Source organism: Nocardioides sp. URHA0032 (genome assembly GCF_000620645.1).
Taxonomy (GTDB): Bacteria; Actinomycetota; Actinomycetes; order Propionibacteriales; family Nocardioidaceae; genus Nocardioides.
This window is the reverse complement of the sequence record NZ_KK211160.1, coordinates 215,320-229,169: the sequence shown is the minus strand read 5'-3', so window position 1 is coordinate 229,169 and position 13,850 is coordinate 215,320. Positions and strand designations below refer to the sequence as shown.

9 protein-coding genes and 1 tRNA gene are annotated in these 13,850 nt (G+C 66.2%); 2 read left to right on the top strand and 8 right to left on the bottom strand.

Features of this window, described 5'->3' with window-relative positions; translation table 11 throughout:
- Nucleotides 1–72: 72 nt before the first annotated feature.
- From N538_RS0119145 to N538_RS0119125, 5 genes are all read right to left on the bottom strand, one after another.
- Nucleotides 73–3,153, bottom strand: a complete 3,081-nt coding sequence (locus N538_RS0119145; RefSeq protein WP_028638638.1) for a type I restriction endonuclease subunit R — start codon at nucleotides 3,151–3,153, stop codon at nucleotides 73–75.
- A complete protein-coding gene (locus N538_RS27605; protein WP_081790587.1) occupies nucleotides 3,153–4,325 on the bottom strand; it encodes a restriction endonuclease subunit S in 1,173 nt (390 codons plus the stop codon). Before N538_RS27605 ends, N538_RS0119145 begins: the two co-directional genes overlap by 1 nt.
- Nucleotides 4,322–5,917, bottom strand: a complete 1,596-nt coding sequence (locus N538_RS0119135; RefSeq protein ID WP_197025400.1) for a type I restriction-modification system subunit M — start codon at nucleotides 5,915–5,917, stop codon at nucleotides 4,322–4,324. The genes N538_RS27605 and N538_RS0119135 overlap by 4 nt, the downstream gene beginning before the upstream one ends.
- A 251-nt stretch (nucleotides 5,918–6,168) precedes the next feature.
- A complete protein-coding gene (locus N538_RS0119130; RefSeq protein WP_155992254.1) occupies nucleotides 6,169–6,675 on the bottom strand; it encodes a hypothetical protein in 507 nt (168 codons plus the stop codon).
- Entirely contained in the window at nucleotides 6,675–7,079 is a 405-nt protein-coding gene (locus tag N538_RS0119125; protein ID WP_028638634.1) for a helix-turn-helix domain-containing protein, read from the bottom strand. The genes N538_RS0119130 and N538_RS0119125 overlap by 1 nt, the downstream gene beginning before the upstream one ends.
- A gap of 518 nt (nucleotides 7,080–7,597) precedes the next feature.
- On the opposite strand from N538_RS0119125, the gene N538_RS0119120 reads away from it, so the two are divergent.
- Both N538_RS0119120 and N538_RS0119115 read left to right on the top strand, forming a co-directional pair.
- Nucleotides 7,598–8,788: a tyrosine-type recombinase/integrase gene (locus N538_RS0119120; RefSeq protein ID WP_155992252.1), complete on the top strand. Its 1,191-nt coding sequence runs from the start codon at nucleotides 7,598–7,600 to the stop codon at nucleotides 8,786–8,788.
- A complete protein-coding gene (locus N538_RS0119115) occupies nucleotides 8,785–10,932 on the top strand; it encodes a hypothetical protein (RefSeq protein WP_155992250.1) in 2,148 nt (715 codons plus the stop codon). The genes N538_RS0119120 and N538_RS0119115 overlap by 4 nt, the downstream gene beginning before the upstream one ends.
- Nucleotides 10,933–11,186: 254 nt before the next feature.
- Here N538_RS0119115 and N538_RS0119110 read toward each other — a convergent pair.
- The 3 genes from N538_RS0119110 to N538_RS26250 form a co-directional block, all read right to left on the bottom strand.
- Nucleotides 11,187–11,276: transfer RNA gene (locus N538_RS0119110), tRNA-Ser, on the bottom strand.
- A gap of 76 nt (nucleotides 11,277–11,352) precedes the next feature.
- On the bottom strand, nucleotides 11,353–11,925 hold the full coding sequence (locus N538_RS0119105) for a TIGR03086 family metal-binding protein (protein WP_028638631.1): 573 nt from the start codon (nucleotides 11,923–11,925) through the stop codon (nucleotides 11,353–11,355).
- A 44-nt stretch (nucleotides 11,926–11,969) separates the two neighbouring features.
- Nucleotides 11,970–13,826, bottom strand: a complete 1,857-nt coding sequence (locus N538_RS26250; protein ID WP_197025399.1) for a CocE/NonD family hydrolase — start codon at nucleotides 13,824–13,826, stop codon at nucleotides 11,970–11,972.
- Nucleotides 13,827–13,850: the final 24 nt, after the last annotated feature.

Sequence of the window (13,850 nt, the reverse complement as noted above, 5' to 3'; positions counted from 1 at the left end):
CCAAGTTCGGGCAGGCTTCCTGCAAGGGTCAATTCGGTTCGAGCGGGCATCGCTCGCATAAGGCGGTCGCCGTCAGTAGTTCTCGCTGACGTAGGCGTAGGTGTTGTCGAACAGCGGCCCGGTGGGCGGGAGGCCGTAGGAGCCGAGGACGTCGCGGATGTTGCGGCGGACGAGTTTGTCTCCGTCAGGGTTGTTCTGGTTCCAGCCGGTGAACCGGACCTGTTTGACGATGGCGTCGATGTCGCGTGCGAGGTCTTCGACGACGACGGGGGCGTTCTCGGGTTTGTTCTCGTCGACGATCTGGGTGAGTGCTCCGATGTTGGGGTCGAGGAGTCGTTCGGCGTCGGCGAGGTTGCCTTCGTCTTCAATCTTCTCGGCTTGGACGGTCAACTTGGCGACTTCGAGGGCCTTCTTGATCCACTCGATGGAGTCGCCGACCTTTTGGAGCGCCTGGGCTCGGAGGGCGTCGATGCGTTCGGCGAGGGTTTGGTAGATGGCTGCGCCGGACTTGTCGAAGCGTCGCTTGATGCGGGCTTCGATGGTGTCGAGGACGTCGGCGACGGTGATGGAGTCCTGCTCGCCGTCGTCGTCTTGTCCGTCTGCGTCGCCGTTCTTGGCGCGTTCGTCGAGGATGAGTTGCTTGATGGCTTGGATGGCTTCGGGGTCGACGACGACCTCTTCGAGTCCGGTGCCTCGGATGGTGACGTTGCTGATGTGTCCGTGGACAAGGTCGAGGGTCTTGGCTCCGAGGCGTGCCCAGAGGATGTCGTTGGAGACCTTGGTGGGCTTGACGGCTTCGTAGACCTTGGCGAGCCACTTGTAGTCGTCCTGGTACTCCGCGAGGACCGGGTGGGGGTCCAGGAACTCCCACATGGTTTCAAGGCCGGTGAACTCGCGGGCGTACTTGTCGCGCTCGTCACCGGGTGGCAGCCGGTCGCGCGCTTCGGCGAGGGTCTCGAAGTCGGTGGCGGTCCGGTCGATGCCGCGGAACCTGTCGAGTGTCTCGATGATCTTCTCGACGAAGGTGTCGGCAAGTTCGTCGACGTCGACGGGCCGCTTGCCGCCCTTGGTGGGGTCGGCCGGGGTGAGTGCCTTGCCGATCTCTTCGCCGAGGCCGACGTAGTCGACGACGAGGCCATATCGCTTGCGCTGCCGGGTCTCGGGATTGGTCCAATTCCGGTTCGGGCGGGTGATCGCCTGGAAGAGGGTGACCTTCCGGAGTGGCCGGTCGAGGTACTGGGCGAACAGGATGGGGGCGTCGAACCCGGTGAGAAACTTGGCGGTGACGACCACGAAGGTGAGCGGGTTGCGGAAGTCGTTGAAGCGGCGCTTCACGTCGGCTTCCTGCTCACGGGTCAGGGCGTACCGACCCCACTCAGAGGGCTCGTTCTTGCCGGACCCGACGGACATGACGACCTCGACGCCGTAGGCGTGTCCGCGCTCGGCGAGGATGCGCTTGATCTCGGCTTCGTAGGCGACGACGAGTTCGCGGTCGTAGGCGACGACCATGGCCTTCATCCCGAGCGGGGCGACCTTCATCGTGTAGTGGTCCACGATGTCCTCGCACACCGCGCGGATGCGCTCGGAGTTCATCATGAGGGTCTTGACCGAGGCGGCCTTCCCGGAGAGGAAGTCGGTCTGCTCCTCGGTGAGGCCCTCCTGCGCGACCAGTTCCTTGAACGCTTCGTCGAGCGCGGCCTTGTTGAGGTGGAAATCCACCAGGCGGGGCTCGACATGGATCGGCACCGAGGCACCGTCAGCGATCGAGCGCTCCGGCTCGTAGCGAGACATGACGTAGCCGGGGTCGTTCGGGTCGCCGAACAACTTGAAGGTGTTGCGGTCCTTGTCCGCGACCGGCGAGCCGGTGAGGCCGAAGAACCGGGCGTGCGGCAGCGCGGCGCGCATGTCATCGCCGAGAGAGCCTTCGGTGGTCCGGTGCGCTTCGTCGACGGTGACGATGATGTTGGTGCGGCGGTTGAGCACCGGCGGCGGGAGCGTCTTGTTCTCTCGGTCGAACCGGTGGATGGTCGTCATGATGATGCCCCGGAAGTCCTCGGCGAGCAGTTGCCGGAGGTGAGACTTCGAGGTGGCGACGGTGAGGCGCGGGAGTCCGGCGGTGGTGAACTGCCGCTGGGTCTGCTCGATCAGGTCGAGGCGGTCGACCACACAGATGACCGTCGGTCCACCGATGCGGTCGTCGCGCAGCAGCATGACGGCGGCGAACGCCTGCAGCAGCGTCTTGCCGGTGCCCTGGTAGTGCTCGACGAGGCCGCCGGGGCGTCCGGTGAGGACCTTCTCGAAGATTGCCTCAGCGGCCTCGACCTGCGGGTACCTAGGAAGTAGTTTCCGCTTCTGTCCGGCGAGGGTGTTCTCAAACAGGGTGAAGTCTCGCAGGATGCTCAGCACCCGCGCGGGTGTCAGTTGGAGTTCGACCGACCGCTTCACGCGCGGCAACCCGTCGAGGTCGAACGGATCGTCGGTCGAGCCCCAAAGTTCCCACTCCTCTGGGAACTGCCCCACCGCACCGAACCGGTACTCCCGGCCCTCGGTGGCCACCATCAGCACATTCGGCACGAAGAACGACGGATGCTCGACGCAATAAACGTTCGCCAGGTCCTTCGCGGCGTTGTACCAGGACACGCTCGCGTTCACCGGCGTCTTCGTCTCGACTACGACGAGCGGGATGCCGTTCACGAACAGCACCACGTCGAAACGCCGCTCCTTGCCCGGCGGTCCGAAACTCACCTCATCGGAGACGACGTAATCGTTCTCGGTCGGAGCATTCCCGAGGCGCAAGTCGTCCGGATCCCCGAAGTCGATCAACCGAACCGGCACGTCCTCATCCGTGCCGACGAAACGCACCGTTTTCGAACCCCGCAGCAACTCGACCATGCGCTCGTTCGCAGGCACCAACCCGTCCGTCGCACCCGCGAGAGCAGCGGAGCGTACGACTGGCATAACCTCGTCGACGCGCTCGGGGTAGCCATGAATCTCCGGATTCAGGACCTCCAGCGCCTCGATCAGCCACTCGTCAACGAAGACGTCCGTTTTCGCACGCGACAACTGGTTGCCCGGCACGTGCTTCCATCCCAGGGACTGCAGGTGCTTCACCAGCCACGCCTGGACCGTGGATGATTCGTTGAACCCAGCCATCAGACGACTGCCTTCTCCAGGAGAGAGTCGTATGAGTCAGGAATATTGAGGTCTTGGCGCAAGAGTGCGGTCAACAAGGCACGGCGCAATGTGCGGGTAGTCGAAAGTTCGACTTCGAGAGCGCCGACAAGCGCGTCGACTTCGTCAAGCGCGGCGGCTGCGAGGTCCTGCGCATCGCGGCTCGGCACTGGTAGCGACACCGTCATCAGTTGTTCGGGATTCAGACGCTTGCGTCGTTGAACCGAGCCAGTGACCCTGTTCTTCATCTCCTCCCAGAGCCGCTCGGTCCGGCAGACGTGCCGCATCCACCCGGCCCTCACCTCAGAGGTGAGGCTGAAGGTGGGGAACTCATTGCTGGCCACGAAGCCGTCGAACGCGACAGGAACAATCGTGATTGGTCCCTCCCAGGCGGTCAGTTTTCGCATCACGACCTGGTCCACACGAAGTCTGTTCATGACGGCGTAGCCCGTGTCAGCCCCACGAAAGGTTCCTTTGTTGATGAGTCCCTGTCCCGCCCCGAGAACACCCGCGCTCGAATATGTCTCATCCGGCTCCAACGTGATCCGGTCGATGTCGAGGGCCATCACGTCGCCGAGTGCGCGCGCCGGAGCCTCCATCTCGTCAACATCTAGCCACAGACGACTGGAAGCGTTTCGATACAAGGCCCGGGCGGACTGAAGTTCCTCGGACAGCGCGCCAATATGCACATCGATCCCGCCGATCAGATCAATAATGCGGCGCTGCTCCGCACGCGGAGGGACAGGAACAGCCTGGGCCTCTAGCACCTTCTTGGTGATGTGTTTCATCGTCGTGCCATGGGTCTTGGTGTTGAGGTCATCGATCGCGTGATCGAGAACAAGATGAAGCCAACGCAGGTCCACTGCTTGGTCCGCGGACGTTACCTTGAAGAGGTGTTGGTTCAGTATCGCTGGCCCACGTCCCCACACCGCTGCGGCGAGCGTTCCGGACCAACTGAAGATCAAGTCACCGTCCTCGATCCAAAACTGCTCTGGAACTTGGACATCGCTGTAGTCAACCTCAGCAGAGGCGTCCAGCAGTTGCCTGATCCGTACGACAGGGGCACCACGACCTGTCAACTGAGCGGGTTTGAACGCGTAGCCGTTCTGAAGGTTCGCGACAGCACCTAGGGTCGCAATCCGCCACTCACTCATTCGCCGACCCCCAACGTCGACACATCAACTCCGGCAGCAGCCAGCCGCGCAAACATGGCGCGCTCGGTCTCTCGGCGAACTTCCCGTGAGTCGCCGTAGGCCACTAGAGCCGACCCGACATCAAAGGACTCTTCTCGGGCCTTTGCGACGTAACGCGTGATGTTGAGGTCGAACCCATTCGCCTTGATCTCGTCGAAGGGTACGAGCCGGGCCTCAATCCCCTCGTCGTTTGGATTGCCACCTGTGCGGTATGCGTCCAGCGTCACCTGGACGTCGCCCTCGGTCATCGTGTTCTGGTTCTTGTCCTTAGTGAACCGGGCAGTGGCGTCGACGAACAGGACGTGATTCCTGCGCTCCTCCGACTTTTCCGCACGGAAGATGAGGAGACAGGCCGGGATGGTCGTTGAGTAGAAGAGATTGTTAGGCAGACCGATGACTGCTTCCAACCGATCCTCCTCGATCAGGCACTGCCGGATCTTGGCTTCGGATCCGCCTCGGAAGAGAACGCCGTGGGGCATGACGACGCCGACACGTCCGTGCCCAGGCTTCATCGAGGCGATCATGTGCTGGATCCAGGCGTAGTCGCCGTTCTTCGCTGGAGGCACGCCGCAGAAGGAGCGGGGGTCGGCGGGCCAGGTGTCCGCTCCCCAGTTCTCCAGCGAGAAGGGTGGGTTGGCGAGGACGACGTCGAACTGGCGGAAGGTTCCGTCGGTGTTCCAGAACTTGGGTTCTCGGAGGGTGTCGCCGCGTCGGATCTCGGAGCCGACCTTCTGGTGGAAGGCGAGGTTCATGCGGGCGATGGCGGAGGTGGTGAGATTGACCTCTTGTCCGAACAGTCGGACCTCGCGGGAGTCGCCGCCGTGCGCTTCGATGGCGTTGATGGTTTCGACGAGCATGCCCCCGGAGCCACAGGCGGGGTCGTAGACCTCCTCGTCGGGCTTCGGGTCGAGGATGTTGACCAGCAGGTGCACGACACTTGGCGGCGTGAAGAACTCCCCTGCCTTCTTGCCGGAGGCTTCGGCGAACTGCTTGAGGAGGTACTCGTAGGCGTGGCCGAGCGCGTCGTGCGAGACAGACTCGGGGTCAAGGGGAACGCCGTTGAAGGCGTTGACGAGCGCGATGAGAGCGGATTCGGGAAGGCGTTCCTTGTTGCCCCACTGCGCGTCACCGAAGACGTTGGCGAGAGTCGCGGGGTTAGCCTGCTCGACTTTGTCGAGCGCGCGCCGGACGCGGACGCCGAGGTTCTCGCCGGTCTTGGTGGTGACGTCGGACCAGAGGCACTGATCCGGCACCGCGAAGCGGTGGAAGTCGGCCTCGATCTCGTCATCGAGGTTGTCGCCCCACTTGGAGACGGCTTCGTGGTGTTCGTGGAGCCAGGTGTCGCTGATCCACTTCCAGAAGAGCATGGGGAAGACGTAGGTCTTGAAGTCGGCGGGGTCGACGGGTCCTCGGAGCGCGTTGGCGGCTCCCCAGAGTCGAGATTCGAGTTCCTGCTGGGTCAACTTCACCGGTATGTCCGCCTTGCTTCTTGACCTGATGTTGTCTGCGTCGACATCGTCAGTTTTGGCCCGTTGCTGGACGTTCACGGGCACGGGGGCTCGCATACGTCAGGTCAATGCTGACGTGGAGCACCTTAGGCAATGCCGGAGACACAGGAGTACGAACGACGCTCGGCCTCCGGCCTGCCCAACGACGAAGGCACCTCCGACGCGCCGGTCAGGGCGTGCCGGGGCATGCCTTGTCCGCCCTAGACGGGGTTCCTCGGGAGCCGCCGCACCGGGCCAGTCTCGACACCGAAGGTGGGTTGCATGGCGGTGCATCTGTCCCGGGTCGTCGAGGTGTTCTAGCGGCAGGGGCAATCGAGGGCTGGCGCGACCAGTCCAGCGAGCATTCGGACTTCGCCGGTTAGGACCTCGACCGCCCTCATGTCGCCCGCCTGCGCGGCGGCCTCGTAGCGATCGAGCAGGTGGTCCGCTTCTTGCGGACTCTTTGCGACGAGGAGGACGCCTACTAGGAAGTCTCTGGGCGCCGCCACTCCGAGGAAGTCGTCGGCGGCGCCAGGGCCTCCCGCGAACAGGTTCAGGCGGGCGGTTTCCTTGGACTCAATGAGTGCGCCTTGGTGGGCCGTGAGTCCGTGGCGGAAGTACTGGAGCACCTCGGGGTAGTCGAGGTCGTGGTAGACGGCTTCGACGGCGTCTGCGGCGCTGTATCCAGCCTGTCGCAGTTCGCTCGGGACCATGCCAAGCAGTGCCGCCGTGGCATCGTCGCCCCATGCGCGTACGAGGCCAGCGGCTGCGGCGCGGTCGAAACCGAACTGGGTGATGCGGTCAATCTGCGACTGAGACTGCATCACTGGCTCTCCTGGCCCCTCCCGGAGGGATTCGTTCGCCGTTCAAGAGTGATCTGGACGTCTTGTCCGAGGAACGCGGCGATGCGCACGACGTCGGTAAGGTTGATGTGGGCGTATCCCGTCAGGATCTTCCCGAAGTGGTCCTCGGTCATGTTGATGGCGTCGGCAATCGCTGTCCGACTGCGGCCTCGTCGTCGGATGAGTGAATCGAGTTCCTGCGCGAGCCGGTGCTGAACCTTGGCCGCCGCCAGGTCGGCCCGCTCCTTTTCGGTGCGGGCGCGCTTCCAGCGGAGGAGGTCCTCGTCGACGTGTCCGAACGGGCCGCTCCGCTGGTTCTGACTCGCACCGGTTGACCTTGTCAGCAACCATTCCCTAGGCGGGATCCCAACGGAGCGGCTGGTCATGGGTCGCACCCTAGAGCGAACTCCGAGATATGATGACTCGAATCGCGCATACGCGCTGTCAACCCGATCATGTGATCGACGGGAAGCGCGCACGTGACCTGCCCGACCTGGTCGCGCCCATTGGCTGACTGGACCAGTTCGCGAAACGCTTGAGACGTGAGGCGGACTAGCCCACCCACCCCGGCCCAGTCGAACGCTTGTTCGACCAGGGAAGGGTGTGTTAGGACGTCGACATGCGCACCAACAGGTCGTCGAACAGATCGAGTGCCGGAAGCCCCGGCACACCGGTCCTCGACGACCCTGGTGCACTTGTGCCTTAGCACGAGGTGTTCCTGGGTCCCAGTTGTCACCCAGGAGAACTTTAGATGCGCGACGCCCCTTCGGGCGGTGCCCGACTGCGGTCCGTCAACTCTGACGGACCTGTCGACTCTGTCGAGCCCGTCCTTCCTCAGACGCTCCGGCGCGAGTCCCGCGCCACTTCCCCGCAGTCCTGCACTGACCCGCACGACGCCAAGGTCGTGGCGCGGCTCGCGCCCGGTGAGCGGCTCGCGCAGTCTGCGCGTACCGACTACTCCATCAAGTGGACCGAGTCGGGGCTCGTTGGCACCGTCCCGGCAGATGCTGTCGGCGACTGGCCCTCGGATCGCTGGCGCAAGCACCTCGCGCACTGCGGACCCGTCCGCGAGTGCCGCCACCGGGTTCCCGCCCCTGAGTGGTGGGTCCTGATGAGCAAGCGTGGCCTTCCGCTGCACCCCGACGCCGAGCAGGCTCGTGAGTTGGCGTACCTGATCATCAACAAGTGGCGCGGGCATCCGCCGATGCCCGATCACCTGTTGGGCTTCACCCACGACATGGTTCGCGACTGCCTGATGATCGCTCCGCAACCGGTGACGAAGACCTGGGTCGAGTTCACCCTCTCGTGCATCGGGATGCTCGTCCGGTCGGTCGCGGTCGACAACGGTCCGTTGACCCGGGAGCACGTGTTCTCCAAGCCGGTCGTGGACCGGTTCCTGTACCACCATATGCGTGGACACGCCCCGTCGACGGTGGCGAACTATCGACGCCGGACGGACTTCATCCAGGTCGCCCTCAAGGGGGTCACGATCCGGAATCCGAAGTCGCAGCCGTCGTTGTCGAGCGGCGAGGCGATCCCGCCCTTGACGTCCACGGATGAAGCCGCGCTCTACCAGTGGGCGTGTGGTGTGCGGCCCGCTCAGCGCCGTGACCGGGTGGTTGCCGTGGTGACACTCGGGTTGGCGTTCGGACCGACCACCTCAGAACTGCTCCAGTTGACGCCCGAAGACTTCGCTGTCGACGACCAGGGCATCCACGTCGTTCTGACGACGCTCAACGACGAGACCCGCACCGTCACCTGCCGTCGCGAGTGGGAGGACCGTGTCGCGGCGCTCTTGGAAGTGACCTCGGCCCGGCGCTACATGACGACGCCGTGGCGCGATACGCCCATTACGGAGGCGACCCACTACATCGTCCTCAACAAGGCGCAGGAGTTGTACACCCCGCCGGTGTACTTCAACTCCAGCAGCCTTCGGAACACGTGGCTGGTGCGGCACATGGAAGCCGGGGTGCCGCTGCGGTCGCTGATGAAGGCTGCCGGGCTGCGCACCACCGAGTCGCTCTCGCGGATGATGGGTTACTGCGAGCCTCAGACCGATGAGGAGATCGCCGCCGCGCTCCGGGGGCCACAGTGAGCCGGAAGCCGGAGCGTCGTCGCCGGGCGACCGCCGCGTTCGCCAACCACCCGAACGCCACAGCAACGCGATCGTCCGAGGAGCCGGACGACAATCCGGACGCCAGTCTGAACGCTGACAGGCGGTCTGGGAATCCAGCCAAGCGCGCCGCAAACAAGAGAGCCAAGCAGACGGCTGACGCTGAAAAGCCCAAGGCGTACGCCGGTCGACCCATCCGGTCGCGCCGGGCCGAGCCCGGTGAAGCCTGCGCAGCAACGCACCGGCAGATCATCCCTACCGGAACCGTCGATGAGTACGCCGCGATGCTGCCGCCCGTCACACCGATCGAGGCCGACGACCTCGACATCAACAAGCACTTCCACCACTACACCGACGCTCACGTCCAGTCAGCATCAGCCTTCATCACCCGCTCCGGTGTCTGCCGATACATGACCGACCACCACGTTGCGGGCAAGGACCACCGGGGACGGAAGGAGACCATCCCGTTCCACGCGATCATGGTCGCGCTCTGGCTGATTGCCACCGACGGTGGGAACCTCTGGATGACCAACGTCCGAGACGTGCTCTTCCACAAGATAAGCGCTACGTCCCGCGCGCGGCTCGGGATCACCTACTCCGACCGACCTACCCGCCCCGCCGACGAGGCCCGCGACCAACCGCTCGCGCTCGCCGACCGGAACTGGGACGAGAACTCAGAGCGGACCGTCGCCCGCACCTTCGCACGGATGCTCGCCACCATCGACCCGTCCGTGTTGCCGAAGAACCGCAACCTGGAGTGGCAAGACGTGGAGCAGAGAAAGCGGTCTCTCACGGTTGCTCAGCAGCAACTCTTCCAAGCCCGCCTGGACTGGGTCTGCAATCGGCTACTGGAGACCGCGTTCCGGTGCCTTCCGCGCAAGGTACGCCGCAAGTACCAAGGGTCAGCCTGCATCGACGCCACACCGATGCGTCTCTACTCGAAGATGCGCGGCAAGCACAACGCGTACTGCTCCTCCGATCCCGACGGGGGCGTCTACGATCACGTCGGCGACCATGGAGAGCCAGCAGTCCTCTCCCGTGGCGTGTTCTGGGCGCTGGAGATTCACCTCATCGTCGCCGTTGACTGTCACAACGGCGACCGCCAGTGGTTGCCTGCGCTCCCGCTCTGCATGACGACCGACCGCCCAGGATTCGACCCGTCGGGCAACGCGCGGCGCATGTTCGCCTACCTCGCACAAATCCGCGATCTGCCCCGCAAGTGGCTCGCCGGTGACCTTCTCTACACCGACCAGATCCCGGGAAAGTTCCAAGACGCCGCCCGAGAAGTGGGCTACCAGCCCGTCCTCGGGTACGGCTCCAAGCACCACGGCAGCCAAGGCACCCACCGTACCGGTGCACGGATGGTCGAAGGCACATTCATCTGCCCCGCCATGCCCGAAGAACTCATCAACGCCACCGTGCTGCGTCGCACCAAGGACAGCGACGGCGTACCACTCCGGACTCACGAGGAGTGGCTCGGGAATATCCAGTCCCGCGAGGACTACCTCATGCGCACCCACGGCAAGGAAGAGGACGGCAAGCAGCGGCTCGCCTGCCCCGCTGCCGGGAACAACCCCACCGCTCGCTGCCCACTCAAGGAGAAGTCGCTCCCCGAGCGCAAGACCCGGCAGCCCGACGGCAAGGTCGTCGACGTCCGACTCACCATCAACCCTCCCGAACACCTCAAGGGACCCAACGACGAACCGCTGCTCGACGTGTGCAAGCAGCAAACCATCACTATCGACTACACCGAGGATGGCGACGAGTCGTACAGCCGATACCGCCAGGAACTGCGCTACGGCACCGACCAGCACCAGCGGACCTACGTGCGGCTCCGACAGGCACAAGAAGGGGTGCACGGGTTCGCCAAGAAGCACGCCGCCCAAGCACTCGACAATCCCGATGCCCGCCTCGTGCGAGGCAAGGCCGCACAGACGCTGTTCGCCGCACTGCTCCTCGCGGCGTCGTCGATCGCGAAGATCCGCAAGTTTCTCCGCACGGCTGAACGAAGCCCCCAGACCGGCCACCGCTGGGTCAAGCGGGAAGCGCTAACCGATGCACTCCGGACCCCGCCGGGCGACGCGGCACCAGATCCACCGCCCGAAGAACTTCCCGCAGTCGCCTAGCGGCCTCGACGCGGGGGCCTTCGGAACTTCATCAGTCGTTCTCCACTAGCCCGGCCCGCCAGCCGGGCTAGAGCCATGCCCGCATACCCGCCGTCCAGCGGAAATTTGCGCCGGTGCACAGGCGCAGACCGTGGTCGCGCGCGCTCAGAGCGCTCACCAACAGCGAAGCGCCTCCGCCTTAACCCGATTTCGGGCCTCGGCGGAAGCGCTTCCACTTTTTGTCGGCGCGGCGACTTCAAAGAGTCGCCGCCCCCTGGCGGTGGCGGTGGGATTTGAACCCACGGTGGGTTTGACCCCACACATCATTTCGAGTGATGCACCTTCGGCCGCTCGGACACGCCACCGCCGGAGAATGTACCGGAGCCATCGGGTGCGACGGAAATCCGGCCGGTGGGCGCGGGACGTGCTCGAGCGAGCTGCTCAGGGCCTCCAGGCGGGGTCGCGACCGGTCGCGCCGGCGAGCCGGTCCAGGGCCGGGGCGTCGTCGGGAACGGCCACCGGCGGGCCGAACAGGCCACCGTCGGTGGGGCCGTCGAAGGTCTGCGCGAAGCCGAGCGCCGCGAGTACGGCGGACTCGCCGGGGTCGTAGTCCTGGCCGGTCGCGCGGGACAGGTCCCAGCCGTGCACGACCACCTCGTCGATGGCGACCAGCGCAGCGATCTCGCCGGGCATCTCGACGGGACCGGCCATCGTGAGGCCGTCGTACGCCGCCGGGTCCGCCCAGGCAGCGGCCAGCGCGGCGAGCCGCCCGCCGACCTCCTCACGCCATCCGTCCGGGAGGCGCGCACCGTCGGCGGACGGCGCCCCGCCGCCGGGGATCGGCTCCTTGCGCGCGGCGAGCGTGAACGCGAGGGACAGCCCGTGCAGGTGGTCGAGCAGGTCGGCGACCGTCATCGCCGGGCAGGGTGTGGGGTCAGCCAGCTGGTCGTCGCGCACGCCGGAGACGATCCGGGCGACGGTCGTTGTGGCAGGTCCGAAGTCGAGGGTTCCCATGCCCGTGTCGACCGGCGCCGGGCGGCGTACTCATCGCTCGGAGGTCAGGGCACGGCCGGGATCGTCAGCACCGACGGCCACAGCGGACCCGTGCGGACCGTCAGCGGCACCAGGCTCGAGGGGAGGTCGGGCGCCGACGGCAGCAGGTGCGGGGCGTCGAAGGCCTGGATGGCGATCCGCAGCCGGTGGCCGCGCGCGATCCGGGCGGCCGTCGGGAACACCTCGACGTCGACGGGCGCGACCTCGCCCGCGGCGAGGGGCTTCTTCGAGGCCCGGGTGAACGGGTGGTACGGCTGGATGAGCCGGCCGTCGAGGTAGCGGCTCCGCGACTGGTCGAGGGCCCGCTGGGAGATCACCTGCCAGCCACCGCTCAACCGCGTGACGGTGCCGTCCGGCGCCACGTCGGAGACCGACACCGACAGCATCCCGTCGCCGCTGGGGCTGGAGGTGTAGAGCCGGGCGTTGATCGGGCCGCGCAGCCGCAGAGCGGTGTCGCCCGGGTCGGTCTGGAAGACCACGCCGGACTTGTCGTTCGGCGCGTTGTTGCTCCAGCACGGCAGGTCGGCGAGCGCGGTCGACGGGACCCCGGCCATCCACTGGCTCGTCGAGCGGGTGCACATCCCCGAGACCGGCACCGGTGGGACGATCGCGCGGCCGTCGACGGTCCGACCCTGCGTCAGCACGCCGATGCCGCCGCCGGAAGCTGCGGAGCCCGAGAGCCGGAACGTCTCGGCGTGCTGGTCGCCCATCCAGCGCTGCGCGTGCGTCCACTCGCCACTGCCCTGCTCGTAGTAGGTGACCGGCGGGATGTCGGTGTCCAGGGTCGGGTCCGGCGTGCCGCGCACGTAGCGGTCGAACCAGCGCAGCTGCAGCTCCGAGAGCGAGCCGTAGCCGGCGTCGCCGATGCCCTCGCCCGAGGACCCCTGGAGGTGGTTCCACGGCCCGATGATCATCTTCACCGGGACTCCGCGCTCCTGCAGGCTCTCGAACAGCAGCGGGGTCCCGCGCTGGAAGATGTCGAACTCGCCGCCGACCAGGAACGTCGGGACCTGCACCCGGTCGATGACGCGCTCCGGCGAGCGGTCGCGGTAGAACTCGCCGTCGTACGCCGCATCCCCACCGGTCATCGCGTCGAGCACCAGCGGCAGCGTGAACGTGGCCGCGGCAGTGAGGTGGTCGACGAGCGCCCCGAAGCCGGACTGCGGGTCGGTGGCGGCGACTGCGGGCGGGATGACGCTGGTGCCGGTGACCAGGCCGAGCCAGAGCGGGATGAAGCCGACGTCGACCTGGCCGCCGGACGCCACCACGTCGCGGTAGACGTCGTCGGCGGGCACCTGCGGGAAGATCGCCTTCAGCCCCTTCGGCCGGGCGCCGGCCGCGAAGATCTGGCCGATGCCCATGTACGACGGGCCGCTCATGCCGATGTTGCCGTTGCTCCACGGGCGCTGGCGCGAGTGCGCCCACTCGACGATCTCGCCGGCGTCCTGGTCCTCCCGCTTGCTGAACGCCGCCCACTGGCCCTCGGAGCTGCCGGTGCCGCGGGCGTCGACGGTGAGCTGGGCGTAGCCGCGCTGCACCAGGTAGCTGGGGCTGCCTCCGGTCAGGCCGCCGCTGAAGCTGCCGGAGGCCTTGTTGTACGCCGTGATCGTGACGATGACCGGGAACCGCCGGTCGATCGCGTTGCCGTTCGCGTCGGCCGGCAGCTCGAGGTCGCCGCGCAGCACGACGCCGTCCGACATCGGGATCGCGAGGTCGGTCTGCGTCACGGTGCCCGGGTAGGTCGCCGGCCGGGGCTGCCACCCGCTGCGCACGGCGGTAGGCGCCGCGTGGGCGGACACGGGCGCGGCGTCGACGCAGAGCGCGATGCAGCTGGAGACGAGGGCGACGACGAGGGCTGGCACGAACCGGCGCATACCGGCCCAACG